The organism is Arthrobacter sp. RCC_34, from assembly GCF_041360795.1.
In the GTDB taxonomy this organism is placed as follows: domain Bacteria; phylum Actinomycetota; class Actinomycetes; order Actinomycetales; family Micrococcaceae; genus Arthrobacter_E.
This window is the reverse complement of sequence record NZ_JBFUPW010000001.1, coordinates 13,902-40,814: the sequence shown is the minus strand read 5'-3', so window position 1 is coordinate 40,814 and position 26,913 is coordinate 13,902. Positions and strand designations below refer to the sequence as shown.

Below are 26,913 nucleotides of genomic sequence, written 5' to 3'. Positions count from 1 at the left end.
GGAACACTGACGGCCGAACCGTGAGCGCACTGTGGGCCCGGAACCTGAGGTCCCGGGCCCCCGTCGGGAAGTGACTCAGACCAGCGTCAGCCCCGCCTCCTTGAGCCCCAGGTACACGGCGTCCTGGGTCAGAGGGAGCGTGCCGAACCGGACCCCCGTGGCCTGGCGGATCGCGTTGGCCAGGGCCGGAGCCACCGGGTTGAACGGGCTCTCGCTCATGGATTTGGCGCCCAGCGGGCCCGTGGAATCCTCGGTCTCGGCGAAGTAGACCTCGCTCCGAGGCGTGTCCGCGAAGGTCGGGATGTGGTACTGCCGCAGGATGTCGGTGTAGACGCGTCCGGTGTCGTCGATCCGCACCGCCTCGTACAGCGCCGCGCCCAGCGCCTGCGCGATCCCGCCCTCCACCTGGCCCCGGCACTGGCGCGGATTGACGACCTTGCCGGCGTCGGCGGCCTGGACACTCTGGAGGATGCGGATCTCGCCCGTCACGCGGCTGACCGCCACCCGGAAGCCGTGCACGTTGAAGGCGACGGAGCGCGGCGTGCCGCCCCATTCGCCGTCGGCTTCCAGGGACAGCCCGCGCTCGACGGCGGCGGCGTGCAGCCGCTCGAGGCTCACCGTCCCGCCGGGGTGAGCGACGCCGTCGGGCCCCAGGACGCAGTCCTCCACCGGGGCGCCCAGCAGCTCGGCGCCCAGCGTGCGGAGCCGCTCCGCGAGCTCCGTGGCCGCCGCGAGGGTGGCCTTGCCCGCCACCACGGTCCCGGTGGACCCGAAGGCCCCGGTGTCATGCCGGGTGTTCGCCGTGTCCGCCTGGCGGTAGTCGACGGCGTCGGTGCTGGTGCCGAGGGCCTCCGCCGCGAGCTGGGTGTGCACGGTGGTGGTGCCGTTGCCGAACTCGGCCGTCCCGAACTCCACGAGGTACCGGCCGTCGGCCCCGAGGGAGACCCGGCTGTGCGAGAAGTGTCCGCGCGGCGGGACCGTGTCGATCATGGACAGCGCGCTGCCCTCCCCCACGAGCCACTCCTCGCCGAGCTCCGTGCCGAACGACGCCTCCCGCTCGGCGCCGCGGCGCAGGGCGTCCTCGGCGAGCTGCACGCACTGGTCCAGGCCGTAGCTGCCGTAGAGCACGTCCTCCTCGGGTTCACTGTGCGAGGAGAGCATCGGGTCGCCCTTCCTGACCATGTTCTTCCGGCGGAACTCCCAGGGGTCCATGCCGATGCCGTGGGCCAGCTCGTCCATGGCGGATTCGACCGCGAAGATCATCTGGCTGAGACCGTAGCCGCGGAAAGCCCCGGAGGGCAGGGTGTGGGTGTAGACGGCCTGCGCGTCGAGCCGCTTGTTGGCGCAGTTGTAGACCGCCACCGACTCACCGCAGCCGTGGAACATGACGCCCGGGCCGTGGTTGCCGTACGCCCCGGTGTTCGTCAGAACGTCGAGCTGGAGAGCCGTCAGCGTGCCGTCCCGGCGGGCCGCGGCCTTGAGCCGGATGTGGAACGGGTGGCGCGTGGTGGTGGCCGTGAACTGCTCGGACCGCGTGAATTCGAGCTGCACGGGCACGCCGAGTTCCAGGGCGGCCAGCGCGGCGAGGTCCTCGGTGATGACCTCCTGTTTCCCGCCGAAACCGCCGCCGACGCGGCCTGTCAGGACCCGGACGCTGTCCCGCGGCCGGTCGAAGATCCGGGCCAAGGTGCGCTGCGCCAGGAACGGCACCTGCGTGGAGGAGCGCACCGTGAGCACGCCGTCCTCCACCCAGGCGATGGAGCAGTGGGTCTCCAGCGCCACGTGCTGGACACGATGGGTGCGGTACTCCTTCTCGTGGACCACGTCCGCCGTGGCGAACGCGGCGTCCACGTCCCCCAGCTCGGAGTGCAGTTCGGCCAGGACGTTGTCCTGCGGCCGGGAGATCCGGGCGACGGCGCCGTCCTTCTCCCCGTGGACCGTCGGCGCGCCGGGCAGGATCGCCTCCTCCGGCGTGAACACGGCGGGCAGCACCTCGTACTCGACCTCGAGGGCCCGGACCCCCGCTTCGGCGGCCTGGACGGAATCGGCGACGACGGCGGCCACCCGCTGCCCGACGAACCGCACCACGGTGTCCAGCATGCGCATGTCATCCGGGTCGTCCTCCACCAGCTCGTGCTGCGCGGTGGAGTAGAGGAGGTCCGGGACGTCCTCGTGCGTGAAGACGCGCACGACGCCGGGCACGGCCAGGGCGGCCGACGTGTCGATCGAGACGATCCGCGCGTGCGCGTGCGGCGAGCGCAGGAGCTTCATGTGCAGCAGGCCCGGGAAGTCCGCGGGATCCGCGTCCAGGGTGTACTGCACCGCGCCGGTGACGACGCCTGGCCCGGCCGGAGCGGGGACGTTGTCCCCCATGCCGCCGCTGTGGCCGCGGTTCTTACCGTCGGCGTCGCCCCGGATCGCATCCTCGATGGCCCGGTAGCCGGTGCAGCGGCAGAGGTTGCCCTTCAGGTTCCGGGGCATGTCCTGCTTCTGCTCCTCGGAGAAGGTGGCGCTGGTCATGATCATGCCCGCCGTGCAGAAGCCGCATTGGAAGCCCTGGGTCTCCAGGAACTGGCGCTGCATCGGGTGGAGGGCGCCGGCGTCACCCGGGGCGGCGCCGTCGTGGTTACCGTGGGAGCCGTGCGAGCAGGTGGCGGCGAGGCCTTCGATGGTCGTCACCTCGTGGCCTCCGGCGAGCGCGGCCGGGTAGAGGCAGGAATGGACCGGCTTGCCGTCGACGTGCACGGTGCAGGCGCCGCAGTCGCCGCCGTCGCAGCCCTTCTTCACGCCGGTGTTGCCCTGTTCGCGCAGGAAGGTCCGGAGGCACTGCCCGGCGCGCGGCTCGGCCGTGGCGGGGGCGCCGTTGATGACGATCGTGTCGCCGGTGGTGTCCGTGGCGAGCGCGTCCAGGCCGATCGCGGCGAGCTCCGCGGACGCCTCCTTCGGCGCGACCGGCGGCCAGAAGTCACCGGACACGACGACGCCGTCCCCGCCTCCTGCGGTCGCTGCACCGCCCAGCTCGGCCAGGATCTCGCGCGCCAGGCGCAGCGTCATGTCCCGGCGCCATGCGGGAAGCCCGTGGATGTCGTCATGCCAGAGCCCGTCCGGAACCACCGCCTCGATGTCGCGGGTCAGGGCCGCGGCGTCCGGGAGGACCGGCGACCCCGCCGTCCCCTCGTACCGCAGCTGAACGGGCCGCTTGGTGGACGCCGTGATGGTGAGGAGGAAGGTCCCGTCCTCGTCCAGGCGCCCGATCAGCAGCACGCCGGACCGGCCGAGCTTGCTGAGCGAGAGGCGCCGGAACGCCACCCGGGCGCGCAGGGCCGTCGCGGGCAGGAAGACGCTCCGCAGCAGTTCCCCGGGCGCCAGGACGTTCCGCGCGTCGCCGGTCACGAAGTCGGCGACCGGCACCCGCCGCGAGGTCCCGTCCGGGGAGAGGATCAGCGCGACTCCGTCGAGCCCCGCGGTCAGGGAGATCATGGGACCGGCGGGCAGCGAGGTGCAGAGGTTGCCGCCCAGGGTGGACATGTTCCAGATCTTGAAGGACGCCACGAAGGAGTCGCAGGCGGGGCGGAACAGCGCGATGCCGGGCCAGTCGGCGCGCCCGGCCAGTTCGCTGGGCAGCGCGTACACGCGGGCCACCGTGCACGTGGCGGCGAGTTCCAGCCCGTCCTCGTGCACGGTCACCGGCTCCCAGCCGGCGTCGTGCAGACTCAGCAGCCTCTTCAGGGTGCTGCTCCCGTAGGAGTACAGGACCGTCCCGCCGGCCAGCCACGCATCCCCGTCACGCCACTGCGCCGGGTCGGCGGTGGGCACCACCTGCTCGATGGTGTTCATGTCCATGTCGTCCTCCTTACTGCGATGCCCCGAAGCCGGAACGGTGCTTCGTCGCGCCGTCCCGCCGCCGGTGGCAGGGTCTTTCCGATGTGCCGACCGTGAGGGCACGGCCTGGTGAGCTGGTCAGTGATGTGGTCAGTGATGCAGGGGGCCGCTCCCCCGCGAGAGGGAACCGGAGGTCCCAGGCGCGCCGTGCAGGACGCCCACCAGTTCCGCGGCGATCGACACCGCGACCTCCGCCGGGGTGACGGCGCCGAGGTCCAGTCCGATGGGCGAATGCAGCCGATCCAGGAAACCGGGTTCCAGGCCCTGTTCCAGAAGCGACGCGCGGCGCTGCCGGTCACTGCGCCGCGACCCGAGGGCGCCCACATAAGCCAGGTCGAGGCGCAGCGCGGTAAGCAGCAGGGGGACGTCGAACTTGGGGTCGTGGGAGAGGACGAACAGCACGCTGCGTTCGTCCAGCAGCCCCTCCTCGGCCTGGCGTTCCAGGTAGCGGTGCGGCCAGGTGCGCTCCACGGAGTCGGCCAGGGCGAACCGGGTCTGGGCCGCGAAACCGGGCCGGGCGTCGCACAGGGTGACGTGGAAGCCCAGGAGTTTCAGGACCGGGAGGAGCGCTTCGGAGAAGTCGTTCGCCCCGACCACGACGGCCCGCGGCGCAGGGAGCCGGCTTTCGACGAACAGCTCCAGCGGGCGCGTGTCGGCCTCGCCGTCGTGGCATCCCTCGGGCGGCGCCACCCGGACGAGCCCGGAGCGGCCCTGCCGGAGCAGCGGCTCCACCTGGGTGCGTGCCCGGGCCAGGAGTTCCTCCTGGACCGGCTCGGGTGCGGCCCCCAGACCGAGCAGGCCCACCCAGGCCTCCCGGGCGATGCCGGCCCCCGACGACGGCGCGGCCAGCGTCACTGCGGGCGCGCCGTCGTCGTCGAGGCGGCGCAGCAGGGCCACCGGCGCGGAGGCGAGGGCCATCCGCTCGGGCTCGCTGAGCCGGCTCAGGTGGATTTCCAGTTCCCCGCCGCAGGTGAGTCCCACCGCGAAGGCGTCCTCGGCGCTGTAGCCGAAGCGTTCGCGACGAGCCCCGCCACAGGCCAGGACCTCCTGCGCCGCGGCGACCACGGCGCCCTCGACGCAGCCTCCGGAGAGACTGCCGAGGATGCCGCCTCCCGCGGCGACGAGCATGGACGTCCCCGCGGGGCGCGGTGTGGAACCGCTGGTGGCCACGATGGTCGCGACCACCAGGTCCTCGCCGTCGCGGGCGGGGGCCCAGCCGTCGAAATGCCGTCCGAGTTCCAGCACCGCGCTCCTCCTTTCCTGGGGATTCCTTCTCACGTGCGGGGCGTCCGGCGCCGGTGCGCCGGATGTTCCTGTCAGGATGCCCCCTGCGGGACGGTTCCCGTCAGACGCCCATCAGCGTGTTGATCGGGCCGCGGGCGAAGTAGACCAGGAATCCCACGGTCACCACCCACATGAGCCAGTGGACCTTACGGGCCTTCCCCGAGGCCGTGGCGACCACGGTCCAGGAGATGAAGCCCGCCCCGATGCCGTTCGCGATCGAGTAGGTCAGCGGCATGGTCACGATGGTCAGGAACGCGGGCAGGGCCACGGAGAACTTGTCCATCCGGATCTCACGGATCTGGGACATCATGAGGGCGCCCACCACCACGAGTGCTCCGGCCGCCACTTCGAGCGGGACCACGGACGTCAGCGGAGTCAGGAACATCGAGCCGATGAACAGCAGTCCGGTGACGATCGACGCAAGGCCGGTGCGGGCGCCTTCGCCGATGCCGGCGGCCGAGTCGATGTAGACGGTGTTCGAGGAGCCGCTGTTGAGGCCACCCGCCACCGCGCCGAAGCCTTCCACGATGAAGGCGCTCTTCAGCCGCGGGAACGTGCCGTCCTTGTAGGACAGACCCGCGCTCTTCGCCAGGCCGGTCATGGCGCCCATGGCATCGAAGAAGTTGGTGAAGACCAGGGTGAAGACGAGCATGGTCGCGGCCAGGCCGCCGATCCGGCCGAACGCTCCGAAGAAGTCGACCTGGCCCACCAGGGACAGATCCGGCACGGAGACCAGCTGTCCCGAGATGACCGGGGTGTTCAGGTGCCAGCCGCCCGGGTTGTCAGGACCGGCGGCGCCGATGTGGAAGACCTGTTCCGCCACGACCGCCAGGATGGTGGCCACGACGATCCCGATCAGAAGACCGCCCTGCACCTTGCGCGCCACGAGGACGCTCATGAGGAGCAGCCCGATGATGAACACGAGCGTGGGGATGGTGGCGATGGACCCGTCGGTGCCGAGCTGGACCGGCGGACCGCCGGGGGTGCGCGTCACGAAACCGGAGTCCACGAAGCCGATGAAGGCGATGAACAAACCGATGCCGACCGTGATCGCAGCCTTCAGTTCCTTGGGCACGGCCTTGAAGATGGCCGTCCGGGCGCCGGTGATGCCGAAGAGGACGATCAGGATGCCGTTGATGACCACGAGGCCCATGGCTTCGGGCCAGGTGACCTCGTGGATGACGGAGACGGCCAGGAAGGAGTTGATTCCGAGACCCGCGGCGAGGCCGAACGGGAGCCGCGCCACCAGACCGAAGATGATGGTCATGACGCCGGCGGTCAGGCCAGTGACGGCCCCGACCTGGAGCGCGGAAAGCCAGCCTCCGAGGACGTCCCGCGGGGCCCGGTCGGCAGAGAAGCCTCCCAGGATGAGCGGATTGAGCACCACGATGTAGGCCATGGTGAAGAAGGTGACCACGCCGCCGCGGATCTCACGGGCCACCGTGGAGCCGCGCCGGGTGATCTCGAAGAAGCGGTCCAGGGGGCTCGTGCCGCCCGGGGCGCCACTGGTCTGGGCAGGTCCGCCGGACGGGCCGGCCTTTTTGCCCCGGGCGCTGGTGTTCCCTGAATTCCCGCCGTGAGTGCCGGACTGGGTTGAGGTGATGGACATCGGGGACGCCTCCCTCAGTAATCGATCCGGGAGTCGAGCGTGTTCCAGGTGGTGAAGGGGTCCATGCGCTGGGGGCCTTCGGCATCCAGCTCGGCCCGGACCACCGGCATGATGCCACGGGTCTCCGGCTTGTCGAAGTAGTCGTAGAAGACGGCATCGTCGAAGCCCGCGGAGGCCGCATCGTGGCGGTCCGCAGCGAAGACCACGCGGGAGACGCGGGCCCAGAGTGCGGACGCGAGGCACATGGGGCACGGCTCGCAGCTCGTGTAGAGGGTGGCGCCGCTGAGGTCGAAGGTGCCGAGCGCCGCACAGGCGGTGCGGATGGCGGTGACCTCGGCGTGGGCCGTGGGATCGTTGGTGGCGGTGACGCGGTTGACGCCGTCGAAGCGGTGACCGTCGGAGGTGACGATCAGGGCGCCGAACGGGCCTCCGTTGTTGAGGACGTTGTCTGTGGCCAGCTGGACTGCGGCGGCCAATTCCTTGGTGGCGGTGGTGCTCATCTCAGAGACTCCCTTGCGAAGGCTGGATCCGGCCGCGCGGAAGCCACTGAGAGCTGCGCGGGCTTCGTCGACCAGGATCCAACGTTGTGCTGTGAAGGATTTGTTGTAACGCCTGGTAGATAGCGTCCCGTGTTCGGGGTGCCCGCCTTTGGCAGGAACGAATCTAGCAGAGGACCTGTGAGCTGCGCCATACTTTTTTGAAATTTGATTTCCATCTTGCGGAACATTGCGGCTGAGCTGGGAGGACGCCGCTGATCTGAACTTCACGCGCCTTGAGCGAAGCGGTCATGATTGACCGCGAACCGGCGCAGCCCTACCCTGATGACACCTGGATCAGCAGACAGGCCATAACTGAGCTGGCACACATTCCCCGCACGGAAGGACGCCAGCCATGGGCCGGATCTGGATCAAAAACCCCCTCGCCGCTTTCACCGCCACGGAGCAGGATGCCGGCGGCGGCATCGTCATCGAGGACGGCGTGATCGCCGAGATCCTCGCCTCGGGCCAGAGCCCCGCGACACCGGTCGACGAGACGTTCGACGCCTCCGCCCACGTCGTCACGCCGGGCCTGATCAACACGCACCACCACTTCTACCAGACCCTCACGCGCGCGTGGGGGCCGGCCGCGAACGCCAAGCTGTTCCCTTGGCTGAAGAACCTCTATCCGGTCTGGGCGCGGCTCACCCCGGAGAGCCTGGAGCTCGCGGTCACCGCCGCCCTGGCGGAACTGCTCCTCTCGGGCTGCACGACGGCGGCGGATCACCACTACGTCTTCCCCGCCGGTCTGGACGACGCCATCGACATCGAGGCCGGCGCCGTCCGAAGCCTCGGCATGCGCGCGACCCTCACCCGCGGCTCCATGACGCTCGGCGAGAAGGACGGCGGACTCCCGCCGCAGAGCGTGGTCCAGGACGGCGACACCATCCTGGCGGACGCCGAACGGCTGATCGACACCTATCACTCCACCGCCCGCGACGCCGACCTCCACATCGCGCTCGCCCCCTGCTCGCCGTTCTCGGTCACGCGGGAGATCATGACGGAGAGCGCCGGCCTCGCCGCCCGCCGCGGCGTCCGGCTGCACACCCACCTCGCCGAGACCCTCGACGAAGAGGACTTCTGCCGGGAGATGTTCGGCCTGCGCACCGTGGATTACCTCGAAAGCGTCGGCTGGCTGGGGCCGCAGAGCTGGCTCGGCCACGGCATCCACTTCGACGACGCCGAGGTGGCCCGGCTGGGCGCCGCGGGCACCGGCGTCGCGCACTGCCCGACGTCGAACATGCGCCTTGCTTCCGGCATCGCCCGGGTGGTCGAGCTGGAGGACGCCGGAGCTCCCGTGGGCCTCGGCGTGGACGGTTCGGCCAGCAACGACGCGTCGAACATGATCCAGGAGGCCCGGCAGGCTCTCTACCTGCAGCGGCTGCGGTACGGCGCGGACATCCCCGTGGAGCGCGCGCTCGGCTGGGCGACGCTCGGATCGGCTCGCGTGCTCGGACGGGAGGCCGACCTGGGCTCCCTCGAGGTGGGCAAGCAGGCGGACCTGGCGTTCTTCCGTCTCGACGGACTCCGCTTCTCCGGCAGCCACGATCCGCTCGCGGCCCTGCTGCTCTGCGGCGCCGACCGCGCCGACCGCGTCATGGTCGGCGGACAGTGGCGCGTGGTGGACGGCGAGATCCCGGGTCTGGACCTGGAGGACCTCATCCGCCGGCACAGCGCCGCCGCGCGCCGGATCATCTCCGTCTGACGGCACACCCACCTGGTCCCGCACACCGAAGAACCCCCGGGCGTCGTCGACCGGGGGTTCTCTGGGTTCAGGGGCGGAGTTCGGACTCTGGAGCCAGCCCCTCAGGAACCGGAGGCGGGCCTGCGGAAGAAGGGCAGGCCCTTGACCCAGCGGTTGGCGGGACGGCCCTTGGCGGCCTCCGCTTCGCGGGCCCGGCGGTAGGCCGGCAGGCAGAAGTCTGGATCGGTGCCGCCGAGCGGCAGGTAGAACTCCTGAGTGCGGGCCTGTGCCGCGAGTTCGTGAATCCGGGTGGTGCTGCTGCGATCCTGCATGATCTACTCCTTACCTTTCGCCCAGGGTCCGCACCGAGCGGACGATCCGTAGCTGATGTTCCGCTTACTTCCGTATTGCGGAAGAACTTTTCTGTTCTGTGAAAAGTATACGAAGAGGGCCGGAGGGCGTCAAGACCCCCTCCGGGGACGTCGCCAACCGGCACTGTCACAATCGCCACTTTTGAATCAGTCAGAAAATGTGATTTACAACACCGGAAACCCGGGTCTAGGATGATTCTCAATTCGTGACGCAGATCACGGATACCTGAGAGCAGCAGGCAGGGTCGTAATGAGCTGGCATCCACGGATGTCGGCTCATTTTTTTGTGCCGGGATCCGCCAACAGGCGCCGCACGGCGCACGACACGACAACGGTGGACTGAGCATCCATCAGGAAAGTTGGGACAAGACCATGAGCAACAACATCGTCCTCGGCAAGAATCAGTACGGCAAGGCGGAGAACCGCGTCGTCAAGATCACCCGCGACACGGACCGCCACGAGATCGAGGATCTCAACGTCACCTCGCAGCTCCGCGGCGACTTCACCGCGGCGCACATCGACGGCGACAACGCCCACGTGGTCCCCACCGACACCCAGAAGAACACCGTCTTCGCCTTCGCCCGTGACGGCATCGGCTCCCCCGAGGAATTCCTCATCCGCCTGGCCAACCACTTCACCGGTGAGTTCGAGTGGGTCACGGGCGGCCGCTGGGAGGCCGAGCAGTTCGCCTGGGAGCGCATCCTCGCCGGCGGTGAGGAGCACAACCACTCCTTCGTCCGCAAGGGCCAGGAAGTGCGCAACGCCGTCGTCACCAAGGACGGCGACGACCTCTACGTCATCTCGGGCCTGAACGACCTCACAGTCCTCAAGTCCACCCAGTCCGGCTTCGTGGGCTACCCGAAGGACAAGTACACCACCCTGCAGGAGACCACGGACCGCATCCTCGCCACCGACGTCTCCGCCCGCTGGCGCTACCGCAACGACGCCGTCGCCGAGGGTGGCATCGACTACAACGCGACCTACGAGTCCGTGAAGGCCCTCCTCCTGGAAGGCTTCTCCGAGGAGTACTCCTACGCGCTGCAGCAGACCCTGTTCCAGATGGCTCAGAAGGTCTTCGCGGCACACCCGGAGATCGACGAGCTGCGTTTCTCCACCCCGAACAAGCACCACTTCGTGGTGGACCTGTCCCCGTTCGGTCTCGACAACCCCGGCGAGGTCTTCTTCGCCGCAGACCGCCCGTACGGCCTGATCGAGGCCAACTTCGAGCGCGAGACCATCTCCGACCCGGGCAACGCCTGGGACGGCATCGTCGGCTTCTGCTGATCCCCTGACTCGCCCGGGCTGCGCGCCACCAGCGCCCCTCGTGCCTGCTCTGCACCGAGGCGGCCGCGAGCGCAGCCCGGGTGACACCCCCCCTCCCGGAGCGCACCCACTCGGCGACCAGGCGTCGTCGTTCCTTTGATCTTGTGACCGTTTCCGGCAATGGCGCCGGAACGCGCCGCACCACCTTCCCAGGCCCCCGGTGCCCCCACCGATGCCGGCCGATCGCCGCAACGCCGCGGCACCCCACCAATCATTAGGCAGACAGGAAGTCTGAAATGAGTGCAACAACCGTCAAACCCACCACCCGGCCGGAGGATGAGCGCCTCTCCCTCGGCAGCACCTTCGCGTACGGATTCCAGCACGTTCTCACCATGTACGGCGGGATCATCGCGCCGCCGCTCGTCATCGGCCAGGCCGCGGGCCTCAAGCCGGACGAGATCGGCGTCCTGATCGCCAGCTGTCTCTTCATGGGCGGCGCGGCGACCCTCCTCCAGACCCTCGGCATCAAGTTCTTCGGCTCGCAGCTCCCGCTGGTGCAGGGTGTGTCCTTCGCGGGCGTCGCCACCATGGGCGCGATCGTCTCCCAGGGCGGCGGTCTCCCGGCCGTGTTCGGCTCGGTGATCGTGGCCTCGATCATCGGTCTCGTGATCGCACCGCTCTTCTCGCAGATCCTGCGCTTCTTCCCACCGGTGGTGACCGGCACCGTGATCACCACCATCGGCCTCACGCTGATGCCGGTGGCCGCCAACTGGGTCATGGGCGGCAACGCCAAGGCCGACAACTACGGCAGCATGGCCAACGTCGGGCTCGCGGGCCTCACCTTCGTGATCGTCCTGATCCTGTCCAAGGTCGGCAGCGCCACCATCTCGCGGCTCTCCATCCTGCTGGCCATGGTGATCGGCACGATCATCGCCGTGTTCACGGGCCAGGCCAACTTCTCCAACGTGGGCAACGGACCGATCTTCGCGTTCCCGACCCCGTTCGCCTTCGGCCTGCCGACGTTCAACGTGGCCGCCATCATCTCCATGTTCATCGTGATCCTGGTGACCCTGACCGAGACCAGCGCGGACATCATCGCCGTCGGTGAGATCGTCGGCACCAAGGTGGACCGCAAGCGAGTGGCCGACGGCCTCCGGGCCGACATGATCTCCAGCGCCGTCTCCCCCGTGTTCGGTTCCTTCACTCAGAGCGCCTTCGCCCAGAACGTGGGTCTGGTGGCCATCACGGGCATCAAGAGCCGCTTCGTGGTCAGCGCCGGCGGTGTCATCCTGATCGTCCTCGGCCTGCTCCCGGTCATGGGCCGCGTGGTGGGCGCCGTGCCCATGCCGGTCCTCGGCGGCGCAGGCATCGTCCTCTTCGGCACGGTGGCCGCCTCCGGCATCCGCACCCTGTCCACGGTGGACTACAAGGGCAACATGAACCTCATCATCGTGGCATCCTCGCTGGGCTTCGGTCTGCTGCCCGTGGTCAAGCCGGACATCTACCACGCCTTCCCGGACTGGTTCGTGACCATCTTCCACTCCGGCATCAGCTCGGCCGCCCTCATGGCGATCCTGCTGAACCTCCTGTTCAACTACTTCAAGACCGGCAACTCCAAGAACTCCTCGGTGTTCGTGGCCGGCACGGACCGCGTCCTCACCCCGCAGGACCTCCGCGGCCTGCGGGAGGGTGACCGCTTCGAGAACGGCAAGCTCATCGACTGCGACGGCAAGGAAGTCAAGGTCGAATCCGGCGGGGCCCACTAGCCGCTCCCTCTCCTTCACGCGAGGGAACAGTTGATGCCCGGAAGACGTGCTCTTCCGGGCATCAACTGTTCCCTCGCGGGGTGGGCGGCTCAACACCGGCCTTCAGCAGCGCTTCCCGGATACGCACGACGGCGAACGGCCGGCTTCCCTTGAGGTCGCCGTGGCCGATCCGCACCTCCGTCCACCCGGCCTCCTCGGTCAGCCGCTGACGCTCGAAGTCGCGACGGAACTGCGCGGTGTCCCGGTGAGTCTCGCCGTCGTACTGGACGGACAACTTCGACAGCGGATAGGCGAGGTCCGGCCAGACGCACGGGCCTCGCCACGGAAGATCCAGCGAATGATTGAGCACCGGCTCCGGCAATCCATGGTCGATCAGGGCCAGACGGAGGAAAGTCTCCTGGGCGGAATCCGCGCCGACCCTGATGAGGTCCAACGCTGCTCGGGCGCTCTTCACCCCGCGTTTTCCCGGATGCGCCGCGACGACACGTCGGAGGTCGGCCATGGCACACAGGGGGATTTTCGGGCGCGGGTGAGGTTCGACGTGCTCGTTGACGAAGTAATCTCCTGCGGCGACCAGGTCGTGGAGTGGGAGCAGTTCGGCCAGGTCGAGGAACGTTCGCGCCGGGGAAGTCACCCGGGCCCCATCCTTCACGACCACCTCACCCGGAGCGAAGGTCAGCTTCCGGCCGGTGACCCGCTTCCGCCGCGGCTGCCCGGATCCACGCGGCCGCGCCAGTCGGACTTCAGCGGAGGCCTGAATCCAGAAGGGCAAGGGAGCACCCCAGATCCCAGCAGCGCTGAGGTCCACCAACGTGACCGACGGGTCGAGTTCCGTGTAGGCGCGCAGAGCGTCCGCGTGAGACTCCACCGGCCACGAAGGAACCCGGATCCCCCGCGACGGAACGTGCAGATCCGACCCGCGGGTCCGCTTCCGTGGAACACCCAGCCGGTCGGAATGCGGGAGAGCGAATGAGGCGATCACGAGCTCTGGCGGCAAGGATGAAGGGCGACGAGGCATGCCTCATTCTGCCCACCAGCAGGCACCGTGGAATGGGTTATCCACAGGACTGCGAAGCCTCACACCGCGAAGTCACAGATGGCGCCCCTAAAACCTCTCGGTAGGGGCGCCATCTGTGACTTCGCGGAGGGGGGAGGGGGAGGGACGGGTGGGTCAGACCCGGTTGAACTCCTGAGACAGGGCCTTGGCGGCCTCCGTCAGCATCGGGACGGCCCGCTCGGAGAACGCCTGGTCCACGCGGGTGATCGGGCCCGAGACCGAGATGGCGCACGGGGTCGGCGCGTTCGGCACGGCCATGGCGAAGCACCGCACTCCGAGCTCCTGCTCCTCCTCGTCGATCGAGTAGCCGCGTTCGCGGATCAAGGCGAGGTCGTCCAGCAGGGCCTCGACGGACCCCAGGCTCTTGACGGTCGGCGTCGGCATCCCGGCGCGCTGCACGATCCCGCGCACGGTCTCGTCGTCGAGCTGGGCGAGGATCGCCTTGCCCACACCGGTCGCGTGCATGTGCGCACGCCGGCCCACCTCGGTGAACATGCGCATGGCGTGCGGCGACGGCACCTGGGCGACGTAGATGATCATGTCCGTGTCCAGCACCGCCATGTTCGCGGTCTCGCCGAGGCGGTCCACCAGGAACTTGAGCTGTGGGCGCGCGACGGCGCCGAGCTGCATCGAGGCCGCCTCACCGAGGCGGATCAGCCGCGGGCCGAGGGCGTAGCGCCGGTTGGGCAGCTGCCGGATGTAGCCGAGCGACACGAGGGTCCGCAGGAGCCGGTGGATCGTGGGCAGTGGCAGATCCGTGGAGGAGGACAGCTCACTGAGCGTCACGTCTCCGCCCGCATCAGTGATGAGTTCCAGCAGTTCAAAGACGCGTTCCACGGACTGAACTCCGCCTGAGGTCTTCTCAGCCATCTCAACTCCTTCCCGCTTCGTTGCGTATGGTGCGGTACCGTCCGGTAAATCTTATCCGCATAGTGGAAAGAGCCGTGGACCGTCTGCCTACCATCCAACAGTTAGAAACGGTCCAGAAGCAAGAGCAATTGCTCTTGTCTTTCCACTTTGTAGAGAATAATATCCATAATACGAAAACATCTCGCGGGAGGCTGACGCTCCGCGGGCCCAACACTGGAGGAGAATTCAATGGCGAATCCCAGCCCCGGAAATTCCATCACCCTGCGGGTCGAGGCCCCTTCGAGCTTCACCGCGACCAGCGAACTGGCCGCCGCCGTCGGTAACGCCGGCGCTGCCGTCACCGCACTGGACGTGGCGGAATCGCACCACAACACCATCGTCGTCGACGTCACCTGCAACACCACGGATGACGAGCACGCCAAGCGCGTCGAAGCCGCCCTGAACGCCCTCGACGGCGTCAAGGTCCTCCACGTCTCGGACCGCACCTTCCTCATGCACCTCGGCGGCAAGCTCGAGGTGGTCCCGAAGGTCCCGCTCCGCAACCGTGACGACCTGTCCCGCGCCTACACGCCCGGCGTCGCCCGCGTCTGCATGGCGATCGCCGAGGATCCCTCTGCCGCCCGCAACCTGACGGTCAAGCGCAACACGGTCGCCGTGGTGACGGACGGCTCCGCCGTCCTGGGTCTCGGCAACATCGGCCCGGCCGCCGCCCTCCCCGTCATGGAAGGCAAGGCCGCTCTGTTCAAGCAGTTCGCCAACGTCGACGCCTGGCCGGTCTGCCTGGACACCCAGGACACCGAGGAGATCATCCGCACCGTCAAGCTCCTGGCACCCGTCTTCGGCGGCGTGAACCTCGAGGACATCGCCGCTCCCCGCTGCTTCGAGATCGAAGCCCGCCTGCGCGACGAGCTCGACATCCCGGTCTTCCACGACGACCAGCACGGCACCGCGATCGTCACCCTCGCCGCCCTCGTCAACGCCCTGCGCGTGGTGGGCAAGAAGATCGAGGACGTCAAGATCGTGGTCTCGGGCGTCGGCGCCGCCGGCTCCGCCATCATCCAGCTCCTCAAGGCCCAGGGCGCGCAGCACATCATCGCCGCCGGCCGCTCCGGCGCCATCCACAAGGGTGAGAGCTACGACGACCACCACCGCACGTGGATCGCCACCAACACCAACGAGGAAGGCTTCTCCGGCAGCCTCCACGACGCGCTCGCAGGCGCCGACGTCTTCATCGGCGTCTCCGCTCCGAACATCCTCGCCGAGGAGCACGTGGCGTCCATGGCCGACGACGCGATCGTCTTCGCCATGGCCAACCCGACCCCCGAGGTGGACCCGGTCGTCGCGTCCAAGCACGCCGCCGTCGTCGCCACCGGGCGCAGCGACTTCCCGAACCAGATCAACAACGTGCTGGCCTTCCCGGGCCTGTTCCGCGGTCTTCTGGACGCCGGGGCCAGCGACATCACGCCGGACATGCTCGTCGCGGCCGCCGAGGCCATCGCCAACCGCGTGGCGGATGATGAGCTCAACGCCAGCTACATCATCCCGAGCATCTTCGATCTTCAGGTGACCAAGGACGTCGCCGCGGCCGTCGCCGCTGCCGCCCACGCCAATTCGGCCGCTGCTGAGGCAGTGGCAGCCCTCTGACCGGCTGGGTAATCCAGCACTCGCCGTCCGGCCCCACGGGGCCGGACGGCACCGTGGAGAAGTAAGGACAGCACATGACCATCACCGTCACCAACCCCCAGCCGGTGGAGCGCGCCGAGGAGATCCTCACCCCGGAAGCCCTCGCTTTCGTGGAGGCCCTGCACCAGAAGTTCGCGGCACGCCGCAATGAGCTGATCGACGCCCGCGTCACCAAGCGCGAGCAGGTCGCCAAGACCGGGACCCTGGACTTCCTTCCCGAGACCGCCGAGGTCCGCTCGGGCGACTGGAAGGTCGCCGAGGCCCCCGCGGCCCTGCAGGACCGCCGCGTCGAGATGACCGGACCGGCCTCGCCGGCCAAGATGGCCATCAACGCCCTGAACTCCGGCGCCAAGGTCTGGCTCGCCGACCTCGAGGACGCCAGCACCCCGACGTGGCACAACGTCATCGACGCGATCCTCAACCTGCGCGACGGCGCCCGCGGCACCCTCTCCTACACCTCGCCGGAGGGCAAGGAGTACCGGCTGCGCACGGATGCGCCGCTCGCCGTCGTCGTGACCCGTCCGCGTGGCTGGCACATGGACGAGAAGCACGTCCTGGTGGACGGCCAGGTCGCCGTGGGCGCGCTCGTGGACTTCGGTCTGCACTTCTTCCACGTGGCACAGCAACTGATCGAGAACGGTCACGGCCCGTACTACTACCTGCCCAAGATGGAGAGCCACCTCGAGGCCCGCCTCTGGAACGACGTCTTCACCTTCGCCCAGGAGTACGTCGGCATCTCGTACGGCACCATCCGCGCCACCATGCTGATCGAAACCATCCCGGCCGCGTTCGAGATGGAGGAGATCCTCTACGAACTGCGCGACCACGCCTCCGGCCTGAACGCCGGCCGCTGGGACTACATGTTCAGCATCGTCAAGTACTTCCGCGACGCCGGCGAGGACTTCCTCTTCCCGGACCGCGCCTCCGTGCAGATGACCGCGCCCTTCCTGCGCGCCTACACGGAACTGCTCGTGAAGACCTGTCACAAGCGCGGCGCCTTCGCCATGGGCGGCATGGCCGCCGTCATCCCGAACCGCCGCGAACCCGAGGTCACCGAGGCCGCGTTCGCCAAGGTCCGCAACGACAAGACCCGCGAGGCAACCGACGGCTTCGACGGCTCCTGGGTGGCGCACCCGGACCTTGTCCCGATCTGTGTCGAGGTGTTCGACTCCTTCCTCGGCGACAAGCCGAACCAGCTGGACAAGCAGCGCCCCGAAGTCGAGGTCACCGCGGCCCAGCTGCTCGACGTCGCCTCCGCCAAGGGTGAGGTCACCGAGGCCGGCCTGCGCCTGAACCTCTACGTGGCCGTGGCCTACACCGCCGTCTGGATCTCCGGCAACGGCGCCGTGGCCATCCATAACCTCATGGAGGACGCCGCCACCGCCGAGATCTCCCGCTCCCAGGTGTGGCAGCAGATCAACGCCGGTTCCGTGCTGGCCGACACCGGCAACACCGTCACCCGCGAGCTCGTCCGGCAGATCCTCACCGAGGAGACCGACAAGCTGCGCGGCGAGGTGGGCGAAGAGGCCTTCGAGAAGTTCTACTCCCCCGCCAGCGAACTGATCGCCGAGCTGTGCCTGGGCGAGGACTTCGTCGACTTCCTCACCACCCCGGCCTACGAGCTGGTCGACTGATGGCGGGCACCTCACTTTCCGCCGCCGATCTGGCGGACGTCGAAACCCGGCTCGCGGCCACGGACACCCTCCTGGACCGCAACTACCCGGGCGATGACGGCAGCCGCCAGCCCATCCACACCGTCTACGTCTCCGCGGACCGCTTCACGCCGGACTTCGCCGCGGAATGGGGACAGGCCGCGAACGACGTCGTCGCGCAGCACGGCGGGCTCGAGGCCCTGGGCGCTCTGCTGGGTCAGTCCGAGGAGCTGAACGCCGCCGTCGCGCCGCGCGTCGCGGCCAAGCTCGCGAACGAGCCGATCGAGGACCTCCGTCTCGACTTCGAGGACGGCTACGGCAACCGTGGCGACGAGGCCGAGGACGCCGACGTCGTGACCGCCGCCAAGGCCGTCCACCAGGCGGTGGAGGCCGGCACGGCTCCCCCGTTCATCGGCATCCGTTTCAAGTGCTTCGAGGCCCCCACCCGGGCCCGTGGCCTGCGCACGCTGGACCTCTTCGTCTCCACCCTCGTGGAACAGGGCGGCCTGCCCGACGGCCTGGTCCTGACCCTGCCGAAGGTGACCACCGTGGACCAGGTCACGGCCATGGACCACGTGGTCTCCCGCCTCGAGGAGATCCACGGACTGCCGTCCGGCCGCCTGCGCTTCGAGGTGCAGGTGGAGACGCCGCAGCTGATCCTCGGCCATGAGGGCACGCATCCGGTGGCGCAGCTGCCGCACGTGGTGCCGGGCCGCATCAGCTCGCTGCACTACGGCACGTACGATTACTCCGCCAGCCTGCAAATCGCCGCCGAGTACCAGTCCATGGAGCACCCGGTGGCCGATGTGGCCAAGGAGATCATGCAGCTGGCCGTGGCTGGCACCGGCATCCGCCTCTCCGATGGCTCCACCAACATCATCCCCGTGGGCGACAACGTGGAGAACGCCTGGAAGCTGCACGGCCGCCTGGTCCGCCGCTCCCTGGAGCGCGGCTACTACCAGGGCTGGGATCTGCACGCGCACCAGCTGCCGAGCCGGTTCGCGGCGAGCTACGCCTTCTACCGCGAGGGCCTGGCCGCGGCCACCACTCGCCTGAAGAACTACTTCTCCCAGACGGACGCGGGCGTCATGGACGAGCCCGCGACCGCGCGGGCGCTGGCCAACTTCGTCCTCCGCGGCGTCCAGTGCGGCGCAGTCGGCGAGGACGAGGTCCTGGCCCTGACCGGCGTCGCACTCCCGGAGCTGACGGTGCTCGCGCACCCGCGGCTCGCCACCACTTCTCACTGATTCACGAAGGAGTCCTTCATGGGAAATCTCTACTACCCCACGGGTGGCCTGCCGCCGCAGACCCATCTCACCACCGAGCGCGCGATCGTCACCGAGGCGTACACGGTCATCCCCAAGGGCGTTCTCACGGACATCGTGACGAGCCTCCTGCCGGGCTTCACGAACACCCGTTCGTGGATCATCGCCCGCCCGATCTCGGGCTTCGCCACCACGTTCTCCCAACTCATCGTCGAGGTGGGGCCGGGCGGCGGCGCGCCGAAGGCCGAGTTCGAGTCCGGCGTCGAGGGCGTCATCTTCGTGGTCAAGGGCACGCTCACGTTGAACCTCAAGGGCGAGCAGCACGTCATGGAGGAAGGCGGCTACGCGTACCTGGCCGCCGGCGACGAGTGGGGTGTGGAGAACACCAGTGGTGACATCGCCACGTTCCACTGGATCCGCAAGGCCTACGACCGTCTCGAAGGCTACGAGGCCACGTCCTTCGTCACCAATGAGAAGGACGTCGAAGGCACCGCGATGCCGGACACCGACGGCGTCTGGAAGACCCAGCGCTTCGTGCCGTCGGACGACCTGGCCCACGACATGCAGGTCAACATCGTCACCTTCCAGCCCGGCGGCGTGATCCCCTTCCCGGAGACCCACGTCATGGAGCACGGCCTCTACGTCCTGGAGGGCAAGGCCATGTACCTGCTCAACAAGGACTGGGTGGAGGTCGAGGCGGGCGACTACATGTGGCTCCGCGCGTTCTGCCCGCAGGCCTGCTACGCCTCCGGCCCCGGCCAGTTCCGCTACCTGCTCTACAAGGATCAGAACCGCCAGATCAAGCTCACCGGCGCACCGCTGCCGGGCTGAGCCGCTGACCGCGACGGCCGCCGTCGTGCACTCTCGAAGGAGGGGCACGACGGCGGCCGTCGGCGTTGGGGGGTGAGGCGCGGGGCCGCGCCTCCCGCTCAGAGCGCCGTGAACCTCAGCAGCAGCGTCCGGGCCTCGGGGCGCAGGGCGTGCTCGGGCCACACGTCCGGACCACAGGCCCGCGAGCCGAGGCCGTTCTGCGCGGCGTCGAGGTAGAGCCACGTGCGGCGGGATTCCGGGAGCTCGTGCGGGTGCGCTGCGCCGGAGAGCTCCTGGGCCGTGTGCCGCGAGAGCGTGAAACCGGGCAGACACCCGGCGGCGTCGCGCTCCGCCTCCACCCGGAGCCAGGGCTTGCCCGCACCACCCGGGCCCCCAGCACCACCCAGCAGCAGCTCCAGTTCCCGCACGTCGCTCCGGTGACCGTTCTCCTGGGGCCGCGAGTACACCGTCCCCAGCCCTTCCACGGAGTCCGCATACCGTCCGACGAGCGCCGCGTGACGGCTGTCCGGGTACGACTCACGAGGGCCCGTGCCGAACCACTCCGCGCCGGACACCTCCGACGGCAGGCCGAACCGCACCCCGATCCGGGGCAGGAGCAGATCCCACGCCCGGTCACGGACGTGGTTCCCGCTCGGGGTGAGGTCGAGCCGCAGCCAGAGGTCCTCCCCGGACAGCTCCCAGTGCTCGTCGAGGTGGAAGGACCGGGCGGTGTCCGCGGCCGCGTACCGGGCGCGGACCGTGAGCGAACGGTCCGTCGCCTGCACGGACTCGATCCGGCGGTGGAGCCGGTCCAGTCCGGCGGACCGCCAGACCTCCTCCCAGGTCGGCGCGGGCTGACCCGTGCCGAGCCCCCGGACGCCCTGCGAGCGCGGGTCGGCGGCGTCGTAGGAGCCGAAGCCCTGCCCGCGATCGTTGTCCGTGGGCGCCCGCCAGAGCTCCAGCCGCGGCGCCTCCACGGACTGTCCGGCCAGCGAGGTGAGCAGGCCGCCGTCGAACACCGCGGGGCCCAGCTCCAGCCGGCGCGGAGCACCGGAGAGGGCGCGGGAAGAGGCCGCCGCCGGACGGGGGCCCGCCCGGCGCTCCCGCGCTGGGGTCAGGTCGAGCTGGGCGGACGCGAGGACGTGCCCCTCCTCCGCCCACGCGGTGTCCGCGGCGAGCACGACCTCGGCCGTCAGCCACGTCTCACCCTCCGGGGACACCGGCACCGCGGGAAGAGCGTAGGCGGCCGACGCTCCGGCAGCCAGCGCCCCGCCGTCGTCGCCCACGATCGCAAGCGCACCCGTGTCCACCGGGCGCCCGTCGTGCTCCAGCCGCAGGTTGATCCGCACGTCCGACGCCGGCGCGCTGTGGCGGCGGTTCTCAACCCGGACGACGGGCGCCGCGGCGGTCCCGCTCAGCGTCAGCCGGAGCGGCGAGACCACCTGACGGTACTCGTGGAGTCCCGGGCTGGGGGTGCCGTCGGCGAGGACCATGCCGTCCATGACGAAGTTGCCGTCGTGGATCTCCTCCCCGAAGTCACCGCCGTACGCGTAGAACGGGGTGCCATCCTCGGCGTGGCTGAGCAGCCCGTGGTCGCGCCATTCCCAGACGAAGCCGCCGTGCAGCCGGGGGTGCCGGTCCACGAGGTCCTCGTACTGGTCGATCGCGCCCGGTCCGTTGCCCATGGCGTGGATGTACTCGCAGAGGATGAACGGCTTGCGGCGCTGCCGCAGCGACTCCGCGGCACTGCACCCCAGCAGAAGATCGGTGGCGCCGTCCGTCCCGATCGACTCGGTCTCCGGGATGGAGGAGTACATCCGGGAGTACACATCGGTGTACGCGCCGGTGTAATCACCCTCGTAGTGCACGGGCCGCTCGGGGTCCCGCGCGTGCACCCAGGCGGCCATGGCGGCGAGGTTCGCCCCGGTGCCGGATTCGTTGCCCAGTGACCACAGGACGACGCTGGGGTGGTTCTTGTCGCGCTCCACGGTCCGTTCGATGCGGTCCAGCAGGGCGTCACGCCAGACGGGGTCGTCGCCGGGGTTGCCGTCCCAGCCGTGCCGCTCGAAGCCGTGCGTCTCCAGATCGCATTCCAGGATGACCCAGAATCCCAGCTCGTCGGCCAGATCCAGCAGGCGAGGATGCGGCGGGTAGTGGCTCGTGCGGATCGCGTTGACATTGAAGCGCTTCATCAGCAGCAGGTCTTCGCGGGCGAACTCCTCGTTGAAAGCGCGCCCCCGCTCGGGATGCGTCTCGTGCCGGTTGACGCCATGGAACACCACACGCCGCCCGTTGACCAGGAACCGGTCACCCTCGATCCGCACCGTGCGGAAGCCGATCCGCTGCGTCACGGTCTCGCCCTGCGCCTCGACGGTCGCCTCATAGAGCCGCGGCGTCTCCGCACTCCAGGGTTCGACGCCGGCCACCACCACCGGGGCCACGTCGCCGGGGCGCTCCCAGACGACGTCGACGTCCAGTTCCGCGATCCGGAACCGGACCGGGAACGCCACCTCCCCCGCACTCACCTCGGGCACGACCGTGCCCTGCCCGGTCCCGGACGCGTCGCCGTCGTACGCGGTGCGCAGCCACAGGTCATCGAGCGCACCCACGGGACGGGCCAGCAGGGTGACCGAGCGGAAGATGCCGGGCAGCCACCACTGGTCCTGGTCCTCGAGGTAGCTGGAGGCGGACCACTGGTGCACCCGGACCGCGAGCACGTTCTCCCCCGGGCGCACGGCCTCGGTGACGTCGAACTCCTGAGCCAGGCGGCTGCCCGACCCCACGCCGATCTCCGTCCCGTTGAGCCACACCTTGTACCGCGACTCCACCCCGTCGAAGCGGAGCAGGATCCGTTCGGCGCCGTCGAAGCTCTCGGGCAGCGTGAAGACGCGGCGGTGGTCACCAGTCGGGTTCGCGTCCGGGACGAACGGCGGCTCGCAGGGGAACGGGAACTGGACGTTCGTGTAGATCGGACGGCCGTACTTCCCGTCACCCTGGAGCACCCAATGGGACGGGACCGGCAGGGTGTCCCAGCCGTCGGTGCTGAAGCCGGGGGCCGCGAAGTCCTCAGGGCCCTCGCCCTCGGGCAGGGCCAGCGCCCCCGCCGGGGTGCCGGGCGCGGCCGGAAGGAGGCGGAAGGCCCAGTCGCCGTCGAGACTCAGCTCCGGCGCGTCCGAGGCGAGCCGCGCACGGGCCGGGCTGCGGCGTCCCTCGCCGGGCGCGGTGCTGGTGAGGTAGGCGGCGGTCATTTGACGGCTCCTTCGGTCAGGCCCCCGCGCCAGAAGCGCTGCAGGACGATCATGGCGATGGCCAGCGGGATGATGGAGAGCAGCACGCCGCCCGTGGTGAGTTCGTAGAACTCGGGCAGGCGGTCCACCTGGGACAGCCAGTTGTTCAGGCCGAGCGTGATCGGGTACAGCTTGCTGTCCGAGAGCATGACCAGCGGCAGGAAGTAGTTGTTCCAGATCCCGACGAGCTGGAAGAGGAACACCGTGACCAGGGCCGGCGTGAGAACCCGCAGGCCGATGGTGTGGAAGATCTTCAGCTCCCCGGCGCCGTCGATGCGCGCCGCCTCGATCAGGGCGGTGTCCACCGTCGCCTGGGCGTAGATGCGGCAGAGGAACAGGCCGAAGGGGGACACCAGGGACGGGATGAGCACCGACCAGTAGGTGTTGGCGAGGCCCAGCTGGCTGAAGAGCAGGAACATGGGCAGGGCCGTGGCGGTGCCCGGGACCAGGACTCCGCCGAGGATCGTGCCGAACACGGCGTTGCGGCCACGGAACTCGTACTTGGCGAGGGCGTAACCGCCCGCTGCGGCGAGGTAGGTCGCCAGCAGCGCGCCCACTCCGGCGTAGAGCACCGAGTTCAGGAACCAGCGGAGGAAGACGCCGTCGTCGTAGCTGAGCACCCTCGCGAGGTTGTCCCAGAGGGCGAAGTGCCCGGACAGAAGGAACCCATTGGTGGAGAAGAGGTCCTGCGTGGTCTTGGTCGACGCCACCAGGACCCAGTACACGGGCACCAGGAAGTACAGCGCGACGACGACGAGGATCGCCGTGACGATGATGGTGCTGGACCGCTTGCGGCCGGTGCGCGGTGCGGCGCCGGAGCGGGGCGCCTCGGCGGCGCGACGGGTGGCGGGAGGGGCCGTGGTGCTGGTCATGAGGACTTCCTGTTCGTGAGGCGGAGGAAGACGAAGGAGAGGATGAAGGCCGCGAGCGCGATGAGGACGGCCTGCGCGGCGGCGACGTTGTAGTCGTTGTAGGCGAAGGCCGTCGAGTAGGCCGAGAGGTTCGGCGTGTACTGGCTGTCGATGGCCGGGGCCGAGGTCTTCAGCACCTGCGCCTCGGCGAAGAGCTGCAGGGTTCCGATGATGGAGAACACCGTGGTCAGGACCAGCGCCGGGGTGATGAGCGGCAGCTGGATGCTCCGGGCGATCCGCCAGGGGGAGGCGCCGTCCACGCGGGCCGCCTCATAGAGCTCGCCCGGGATGGCCTTGAGCTGCGCGACGATGATGAGCATGTTGTAGCCCGTATAGCTCCAGGTCACGATGTTCGCGATGGACCACAGCACGTGATCGGGCCCGAGGAAGTCCAGCGTGATGCCCATGCTCCCGGCGATGTCGATGAACGGGCTCAGGCCGGGCACGTAGAGGAAGGACCACAGGATCGTGGCGATCACACCGGGCACGCCGTACGGCATGAAATAGGCGGCGCGGAAGAAGCCGGGCCACCGGGCCGAGGCCGATTCCAGCAGGAGGGCCAGGACAGTGCAGAGGACGATCATGACGGGCACCTGCACGACGCCGAACAGCAGCACGCGCCCGATCGAGGCGATGAAGTTGGCGTCACCGAGGGCCTGGGCGTAGTTGTCGAAGCCGGCGAACCCGCTGGTCACGCCCTTCTCCCCGAAGAGCCCGCTGCGCGTGACCTTGGTGAAGCTGGAGACGAGGGCCACGAGGATGGGCAGGACGAAGGTCAGGGTGAAGAGGGCCAGGAAGGGCGCCAGGAGGATCCAGGGGGCGCGGGCCGCGGCCCGGGAGCGGCCGCCTCGGGACGGTGCTGCGGCTGGTGTGCTGCTCATGCCTGTTCCTTCCTGATGGTCAGGCCCTTGTTCCTGAAGACGGTCATGACGTCCTTCTCAGCGGAGGCCACGGCGTCCACCAGGGAGGTGCCGCTCGCCTTCTTCCGGAAGCCGTCGCTGAGGATGTTGAAGGTCTGCTGCGTGACGGGCCACCAGGACCATTTCGGGTTCTGTTCGCGGCTCGCCGGGATGAGCACGTCCTTGAAGTAGTTCTGCCCGCTGAAGAACTCCGAGGGCTGCTGACGGGCGGTGCCGACGAAGTCCTTCGCGGGCGACCAGCCGATGCCGCTGTGCTTGATCATGGCGTCGATGCCTTCGTGGGAGGTCGTCAGCCAGACCGCGAATTCGAGGGCCTCGCGGGGGTGCTTGCTGCCGGCCAGGATGGCCGTGGTGGAGCCGCCGAGGTAGCTGGACCCGAAGCCGGTCTTGCCCCACACGGGCATGGGGGCGGCTTTCCATTTGCCCTTGCCGCCGCTGACGCCTTCCACGAGGGCGTCTCCCCAGCTGCCGGACGTGATGGAGGCGATGCCGCCCTTGGCGGCCGCGGCGAACCAGGCCGGGCTGTAGTGGGCGAAGCCGGTCTGGACCAGGCCGTCGTCGATCGCCTTGTCGAAGAAGCGCGCGACGTTCAGGGTGGCGTCGTCCGTCATGTTGATGACCCAGCCGTCCTCCTCGGGCCGGAACCAGGTGGCTCCCGCCTGGCCCGCGAAGCCGGCGAAGGGGCTCGCGTCGCTGATCGCGAAGCAGTCGATGTAACTGCCCGCGCGCCGCAGCTCCTTGCCCACGGCGGCCCACTCATCCCAGGTCTTCGGAGGGGTGGCCCCCACCTTCTCCAGGAGCGCGGGCTGATAGAACGTCGCCATGGGGCCGGAGTCCTGGGGGATCCCGTAGACGCCGCCGGTGAAGCTGACCTGACCCCAGAGCGTGGGGTCGTAGAGCGGCGCGAACTCCTGAGCGCCGTAGCGGTTCAGGTCCACGAGGCCGTTGACCAGCATGAACTCTGGGATGGACCGCAATTCGATCTGTGCCAGATCCGGGCCGGCGCCGGCGGCGAGCGCCGAGTACATCTTCTGGTACCCGCCCGAGTTTCCTCCGGGGATCCACACCACGTCCACCTGGACCTGGGGGTTCTTGGCGTTCCAGAGGTCGGCCACCTTCTGGAAGTCCTTGAGCCAGGCCCAGTAGGTGAGGCGGATCTTCTCCCCCTTCGCGGCGGGGATGGCCGGATCGGCGTTGACGGAGTGCGTGCCGGGAGTGGCGCAGGCGCCGAGTGCGGCCAGAGACAGGGCGCCCAGCCCTGTGCCGAGCAGCCGTCTCCGGGAAACATGGGGCATGACACATACCTCTCTGTACCTGTAGCGGGCGCCGGACGACGGAGGCCGGCGCGGCCAGTGTGACGAGGCTAACACAAATTTCGAGTAGTCACTCTGATTTCGCATAGTTCGCCGCACCGGCGCTAAGCTCCACTCCATGAGCGTCCAGCGAGCACCCCGCACCGGCAAGCGCGGCCCGTACGCCAAGACGGCGGCGACCCGGCAGAAGATCGTCGACGCCGCCCTCAACGTGTTCGCGACGCGCGGCTATCACGCGGGAAGCCTGCAGGATGTGGCCGACGAGGTGGGCATGAGCCAGACGAGCCTCCTGCACCACTTCAAGCGCAAGAGCGATCTGCTTCTCGCGGTCCTCGAACAGCGCGACAGCAGCGGCGTCTCACGCCTCGGGCCCATGCCGTTCCGGGAGATGGTGCTTCTGCAGGCGCGGGCCAATGTGGACATCGCGGGTCTCACCCAGCTCTACGCGGTGCTCAGCGGCGAGTCGACCACCGAGGGCCATCCCGGCCGGGACTACTTCACCCAGCGCTTCGAGCGGCTGCGGGAGGAGTACACCGGCGAACTCGAGGCGCTGCGCGCAGCCGGGAAGCTGCGCCCCGGCGTCGACCCCGCGCAGGCGGCCGCGTCCCTGATCGGCCTCTGGGACGGTGTGCAGCTCCAGCGCCTCTACGCGCCGGACACGGTGGATGTGGCCGCCAGCCTGGAGGCCTATCTGGACCTGATCCTGCTCCCGGAGTGACCCCCGGCCCCCACTGATTCATTCCGCGTCAT

Annotated in this window: 19 protein-coding genes and 1 pseudogene; 8 read left to right on the top strand and 12 right to left on the bottom strand. The window is 69.1% G+C overall.

The genetic code is table 11. The annotated features are described in order from the left end of the window. Positions 1–75: 75 nt before the first annotated feature. The 5 genes and pseudogenes from AB6732_RS00185 to AB6732_RS00165 form a co-directional block, all read right to left on the bottom strand. The gene (locus AB6732_RS00185) at positions 76–2,910 is read right to left on the bottom strand and encodes a molybdopterin-dependent oxidoreductase (protein WP_370959565.1); all 2,835 of its coding nucleotides are present in this window, start codon (positions 2,908–2,910) and stop codon (positions 76–78) included. 36 nt (positions 2,911–2,946) lie between these two features. After that, positions 2,947–3,843 (bottom strand): annotated as a pseudogene (locus tag AB6732_RS00180) (FAD binding domain-containing protein); the annotation flags it as partial. Between the two features lie 129 nt (positions 3,844–3,972). After that, the gene (locus AB6732_RS00175) at positions 3,973–5,127 is read right to left on the bottom strand and encodes an XdhC family protein (protein WP_370957500.1); all 1,155 of its coding nucleotides are present in this window, start codon (positions 5,125–5,127) and stop codon (positions 3,973–3,975) included. Positions 5,128–5,227: 100 nt separating this feature from the next. Beyond that, positions 5,228–6,775, bottom strand: a complete 1,548-nt coding sequence (locus AB6732_RS00170) for an NCS2 family permease (RefSeq protein WP_370957499.1) — start codon at positions 6,773–6,775, stop codon at positions 5,228–5,230. A gap of 14 nt (positions 6,776–6,789) precedes the next feature. Next, on the bottom strand, positions 6,790–7,275 hold the full coding sequence (locus AB6732_RS00165) for a nucleoside deaminase (protein WP_066215998.1): 486 nt from the start codon (positions 7,273–7,275) through the stop codon (positions 6,790–6,792). 391 nt (positions 7,276–7,666) lie between these two features. Between AB6732_RS00165 and AB6732_RS00160 the strand changes: the two genes are divergently transcribed. After that, a complete protein-coding gene (locus AB6732_RS00160) occupies positions 7,667–9,016 on the top strand; it encodes an 8-oxoguanine deaminase (protein ID WP_370957498.1) in 1,350 nt (449 codons plus the stop codon). A gap of 101 nt (positions 9,017–9,117) precedes the next feature. Here the strand turns inward: AB6732_RS00160 and AB6732_RS00155 are convergent, their stop codons facing one another. After that, a complete protein-coding gene (locus AB6732_RS00155; protein ID WP_370957497.1) occupies positions 9,118–9,327 on the bottom strand; it encodes a hypothetical protein in 210 nt (69 codons plus the stop codon). Positions 9,328–9,738: 411 nt separating this feature from the next. On the opposite strand from AB6732_RS00155, the gene pucL reads away from it, so the two are divergent. Beyond that, positions 9,739–10,650, top strand: a complete 912-nt coding sequence (pucL, locus tag AB6732_RS00150; protein ID WP_307498064.1) for a factor-independent urate hydroxylase — start codon at positions 9,739–9,741, stop codon at positions 10,648–10,650. A gap of 275 nt (positions 10,651–10,925) precedes the next feature. After that, positions 10,926–12,395, top strand: a complete 1,470-nt coding sequence (locus AB6732_RS00145) for a nucleobase:cation symporter-2 family protein (protein WP_370957496.1) — start codon at positions 10,926–10,928, stop codon at positions 12,393–12,395. 61 nt (positions 12,396–12,456) lie between these two features. Here AB6732_RS00145 and AB6732_RS00140 read toward each other — a convergent pair whose 3' ends face one another. Together AB6732_RS00140 and AB6732_RS00135 are read right to left on the bottom strand one after the other, a co-directional pair. Continuing rightward, on the bottom strand, positions 12,457–13,029 hold the full coding sequence (locus tag AB6732_RS00140; RefSeq protein WP_370957495.1) for a hypothetical protein: 573 nt from the start codon (positions 13,027–13,029) through the stop codon (positions 12,457–12,459). 537 nt (positions 13,030–13,566) lie between these two features. Next, on the bottom strand, positions 13,567–14,322 hold the full coding sequence (locus tag AB6732_RS00135; RefSeq protein ID WP_370957494.1) for an IclR family transcriptional regulator: 756 nt from the start codon (positions 14,320–14,322) through the stop codon (positions 13,567–13,569). Positions 14,323–14,550: 228 nt separating this feature from the next. On the opposite strand from AB6732_RS00135, the gene AB6732_RS00130 reads away from it, so the two are divergent. The 4 genes from AB6732_RS00130 to AB6732_RS00115 all read left to right on the top strand — a co-directional run bounded on the left by AB6732_RS00130 (position 14,551) and on the right by AB6732_RS00115 (position 19,753). Continuing rightward, on the top strand, positions 14,551–15,966 hold the full coding sequence (locus tag AB6732_RS00130; protein WP_370957493.1) for an NAD-dependent malic enzyme: 1,416 nt from the start codon (positions 14,551–14,553) through the stop codon (positions 15,964–15,966). A gap of 74 nt (positions 15,967–16,040) precedes the next feature. Next, a complete protein-coding gene (gene aceB / locus AB6732_RS00125) occupies positions 16,041–17,639 on the top strand; it encodes a malate synthase A (RefSeq protein WP_370957492.1) in 1,599 nt (532 codons plus the stop codon). Next, complete coding sequence (locus tag AB6732_RS00120; RefSeq protein WP_370957491.1) at positions 17,639–18,904, top strand: aldolase; 1,266 nt, start codon at positions 17,639–17,641, stop codon at positions 18,902–18,904. Before aceB ends, AB6732_RS00120 begins: the two co-directional genes overlap by 1 nt. Before the next feature lie 18 nt (positions 18,905–18,922). After that, entirely contained in the window at positions 18,923–19,753 is an 831-nt protein-coding gene (locus tag AB6732_RS00115) for a bifunctional allantoicase/(S)-ureidoglycine aminohydrolase (protein ID WP_370957490.1), read from the top strand. Positions 19,754–19,851: 98 nt separating this feature from the next. Here the strand turns inward: AB6732_RS00115 and AB6732_RS00110 are convergent, their stop codons facing one another. The 4 genes from AB6732_RS00110 to AB6732_RS00095 are packed head-to-tail and all read right to left on the bottom strand — an operon-like array spanning position 19,852 to position 26,145. Further along, positions 19,852–22,980, bottom strand: a complete 3,129-nt coding sequence (locus AB6732_RS00110) for a glycoside hydrolase family 2 TIM barrel-domain containing protein (RefSeq protein ID WP_370957489.1) — start codon at positions 22,978–22,980, stop codon at positions 19,852–19,854. Next, positions 22,977–23,891: a carbohydrate ABC transporter permease gene (locus AB6732_RS00105; protein WP_066216019.1), complete on the bottom strand. Its 915-nt coding sequence runs from the start codon at positions 23,889–23,891 to the stop codon at positions 22,977–22,979. Before AB6732_RS00105 ends, AB6732_RS00110 begins: the two co-directional genes overlap by 4 nt. Then, entirely contained in the window at positions 23,888–24,811 is a 924-nt protein-coding gene (locus tag AB6732_RS00100; protein WP_370957488.1) for a carbohydrate ABC transporter permease, read from the bottom strand. Before AB6732_RS00100 ends, AB6732_RS00105 begins: the two co-directional genes overlap by 4 nt. Then, entirely contained in the window at positions 24,808–26,145 is a 1,338-nt protein-coding gene (locus AB6732_RS00095) for an ABC transporter substrate-binding protein (RefSeq protein WP_370957487.1), read from the bottom strand. Before AB6732_RS00095 ends, AB6732_RS00100 begins: the two co-directional genes overlap by 4 nt. 136 nt (positions 26,146–26,281) lie before the next feature. On the opposite strand from AB6732_RS00095, the gene AB6732_RS00090 reads away from it, so the two are divergent. Further along, positions 26,282–26,881 (top strand): TetR/AcrR family transcriptional regulator, encoded by a 600-nt coding sequence (locus AB6732_RS00090; protein ID WP_370957486.1) that lies wholly within the window; start codon positions 26,282–26,284, stop codon positions 26,879–26,881. The last annotated feature ends 32 nt before the right edge of the window (positions 26,882–26,913 follow it).

What these genes read in the sequence shown, in the direction of transcription:
- AB6732_RS00170 (WP_370957499.1), bottom strand. Translation starts at nt 6,775, where the DNA reads ATGTCCATCACCTCAACCCAGTCCGGCACTCACGGCGGGAATTCAGGG.
- AB6732_RS00165 (WP_066215998.1), bottom strand. Translation starts at nt 7,275, where the DNA reads ATGAGCACCACCGCCACCAAGGAATTGGCCGCCGCAGTCCAGCTGGCC.
- AB6732_RS00160 (WP_370957498.1), top strand. Translation starts at nt 7,667, where the DNA reads ATGGGCCGGATCTGGATCAAAAACCCCCTCGCCGCTTTCACCGCCACG.
- AB6732_RS00155 (WP_370957497.1), bottom strand. Translation starts at nt 9,327, where the DNA reads ATGCAGGATCGCAGCAGCACCACCCGGATTCACGAACTCGCGGCACAG.
- pucL (WP_307498064.1), top strand. Translation starts at nt 9,739, where the DNA reads ATGAGCAACAACATCGTCCTCGGCAAGAATCAGTACGGCAAGGCGGAG.
- AB6732_RS00145 (WP_370957496.1), top strand. Translation starts at nt 10,926, where the DNA reads ATGAGTGCAACAACCGTCAAACCCACCACCCGGCCGGAGGATGAGCGC.
- AB6732_RS00135 (WP_370957494.1), bottom strand. Translation starts at nt 14,322, where the DNA reads ATGGCTGAGAAGACCTCAGGCGGAGTTCAGTCCGTGGAACGCGTCTTT.
- AB6732_RS00130 (WP_370957493.1), top strand. Translation starts at nt 14,551, where the DNA reads ATGGCGAATCCCAGCCCCGGAAATTCCATCACCCTGCGGGTCGAGGCC.
- aceB (WP_370957492.1), top strand. Translation starts at nt 16,041, where the DNA reads ATGACCATCACCGTCACCAACCCCCAGCCGGTGGAGCGCGCCGAGGAG.
- AB6732_RS00120 (WP_370957491.1), top strand. Translation starts at nt 17,639, where the DNA reads ATGGCGGGCACCTCACTTTCCGCCGCCGATCTGGCGGACGTCGAAACC.
- AB6732_RS00115 (WP_370957490.1), top strand. Translation starts at nt 18,923, where the DNA reads ATGGGAAATCTCTACTACCCCACGGGTGGCCTGCCGCCGCAGACCCAT.
- AB6732_RS00110 (WP_370957489.1), bottom strand. Translation starts at nt 22,980, where the DNA reads ATGACCGCCGCCTACCTCACCAGCACCGCGCCCGGCGAGGGACGCCGC.
- AB6732_RS00105 (WP_066216019.1), bottom strand. Translation starts at nt 23,891, where the DNA reads ATGACCAGCACCACGGCCCCTCCCGCCACCCGTCGCGCCGCCGAGGCG.
- AB6732_RS00100 (WP_370957488.1), bottom strand. Translation starts at nt 24,811, where the DNA reads ATGAGCAGCACACCAGCCGCAGCACCGTCCCGAGGCGGCCGCTCCCGG.
- AB6732_RS00095 (WP_370957487.1), bottom strand. Translation starts at nt 26,145, where the DNA reads ATGCCCCATGTTTCCCGGAGACGGCTGCTCGGCACAGGGCTGGGCGCC.
- AB6732_RS00090 (WP_370957486.1), top strand. Translation starts at nt 26,282, where the DNA reads ATGAGCGTCCAGCGAGCACCCCGCACCGGCAAGCGCGGCCCGTACGCC.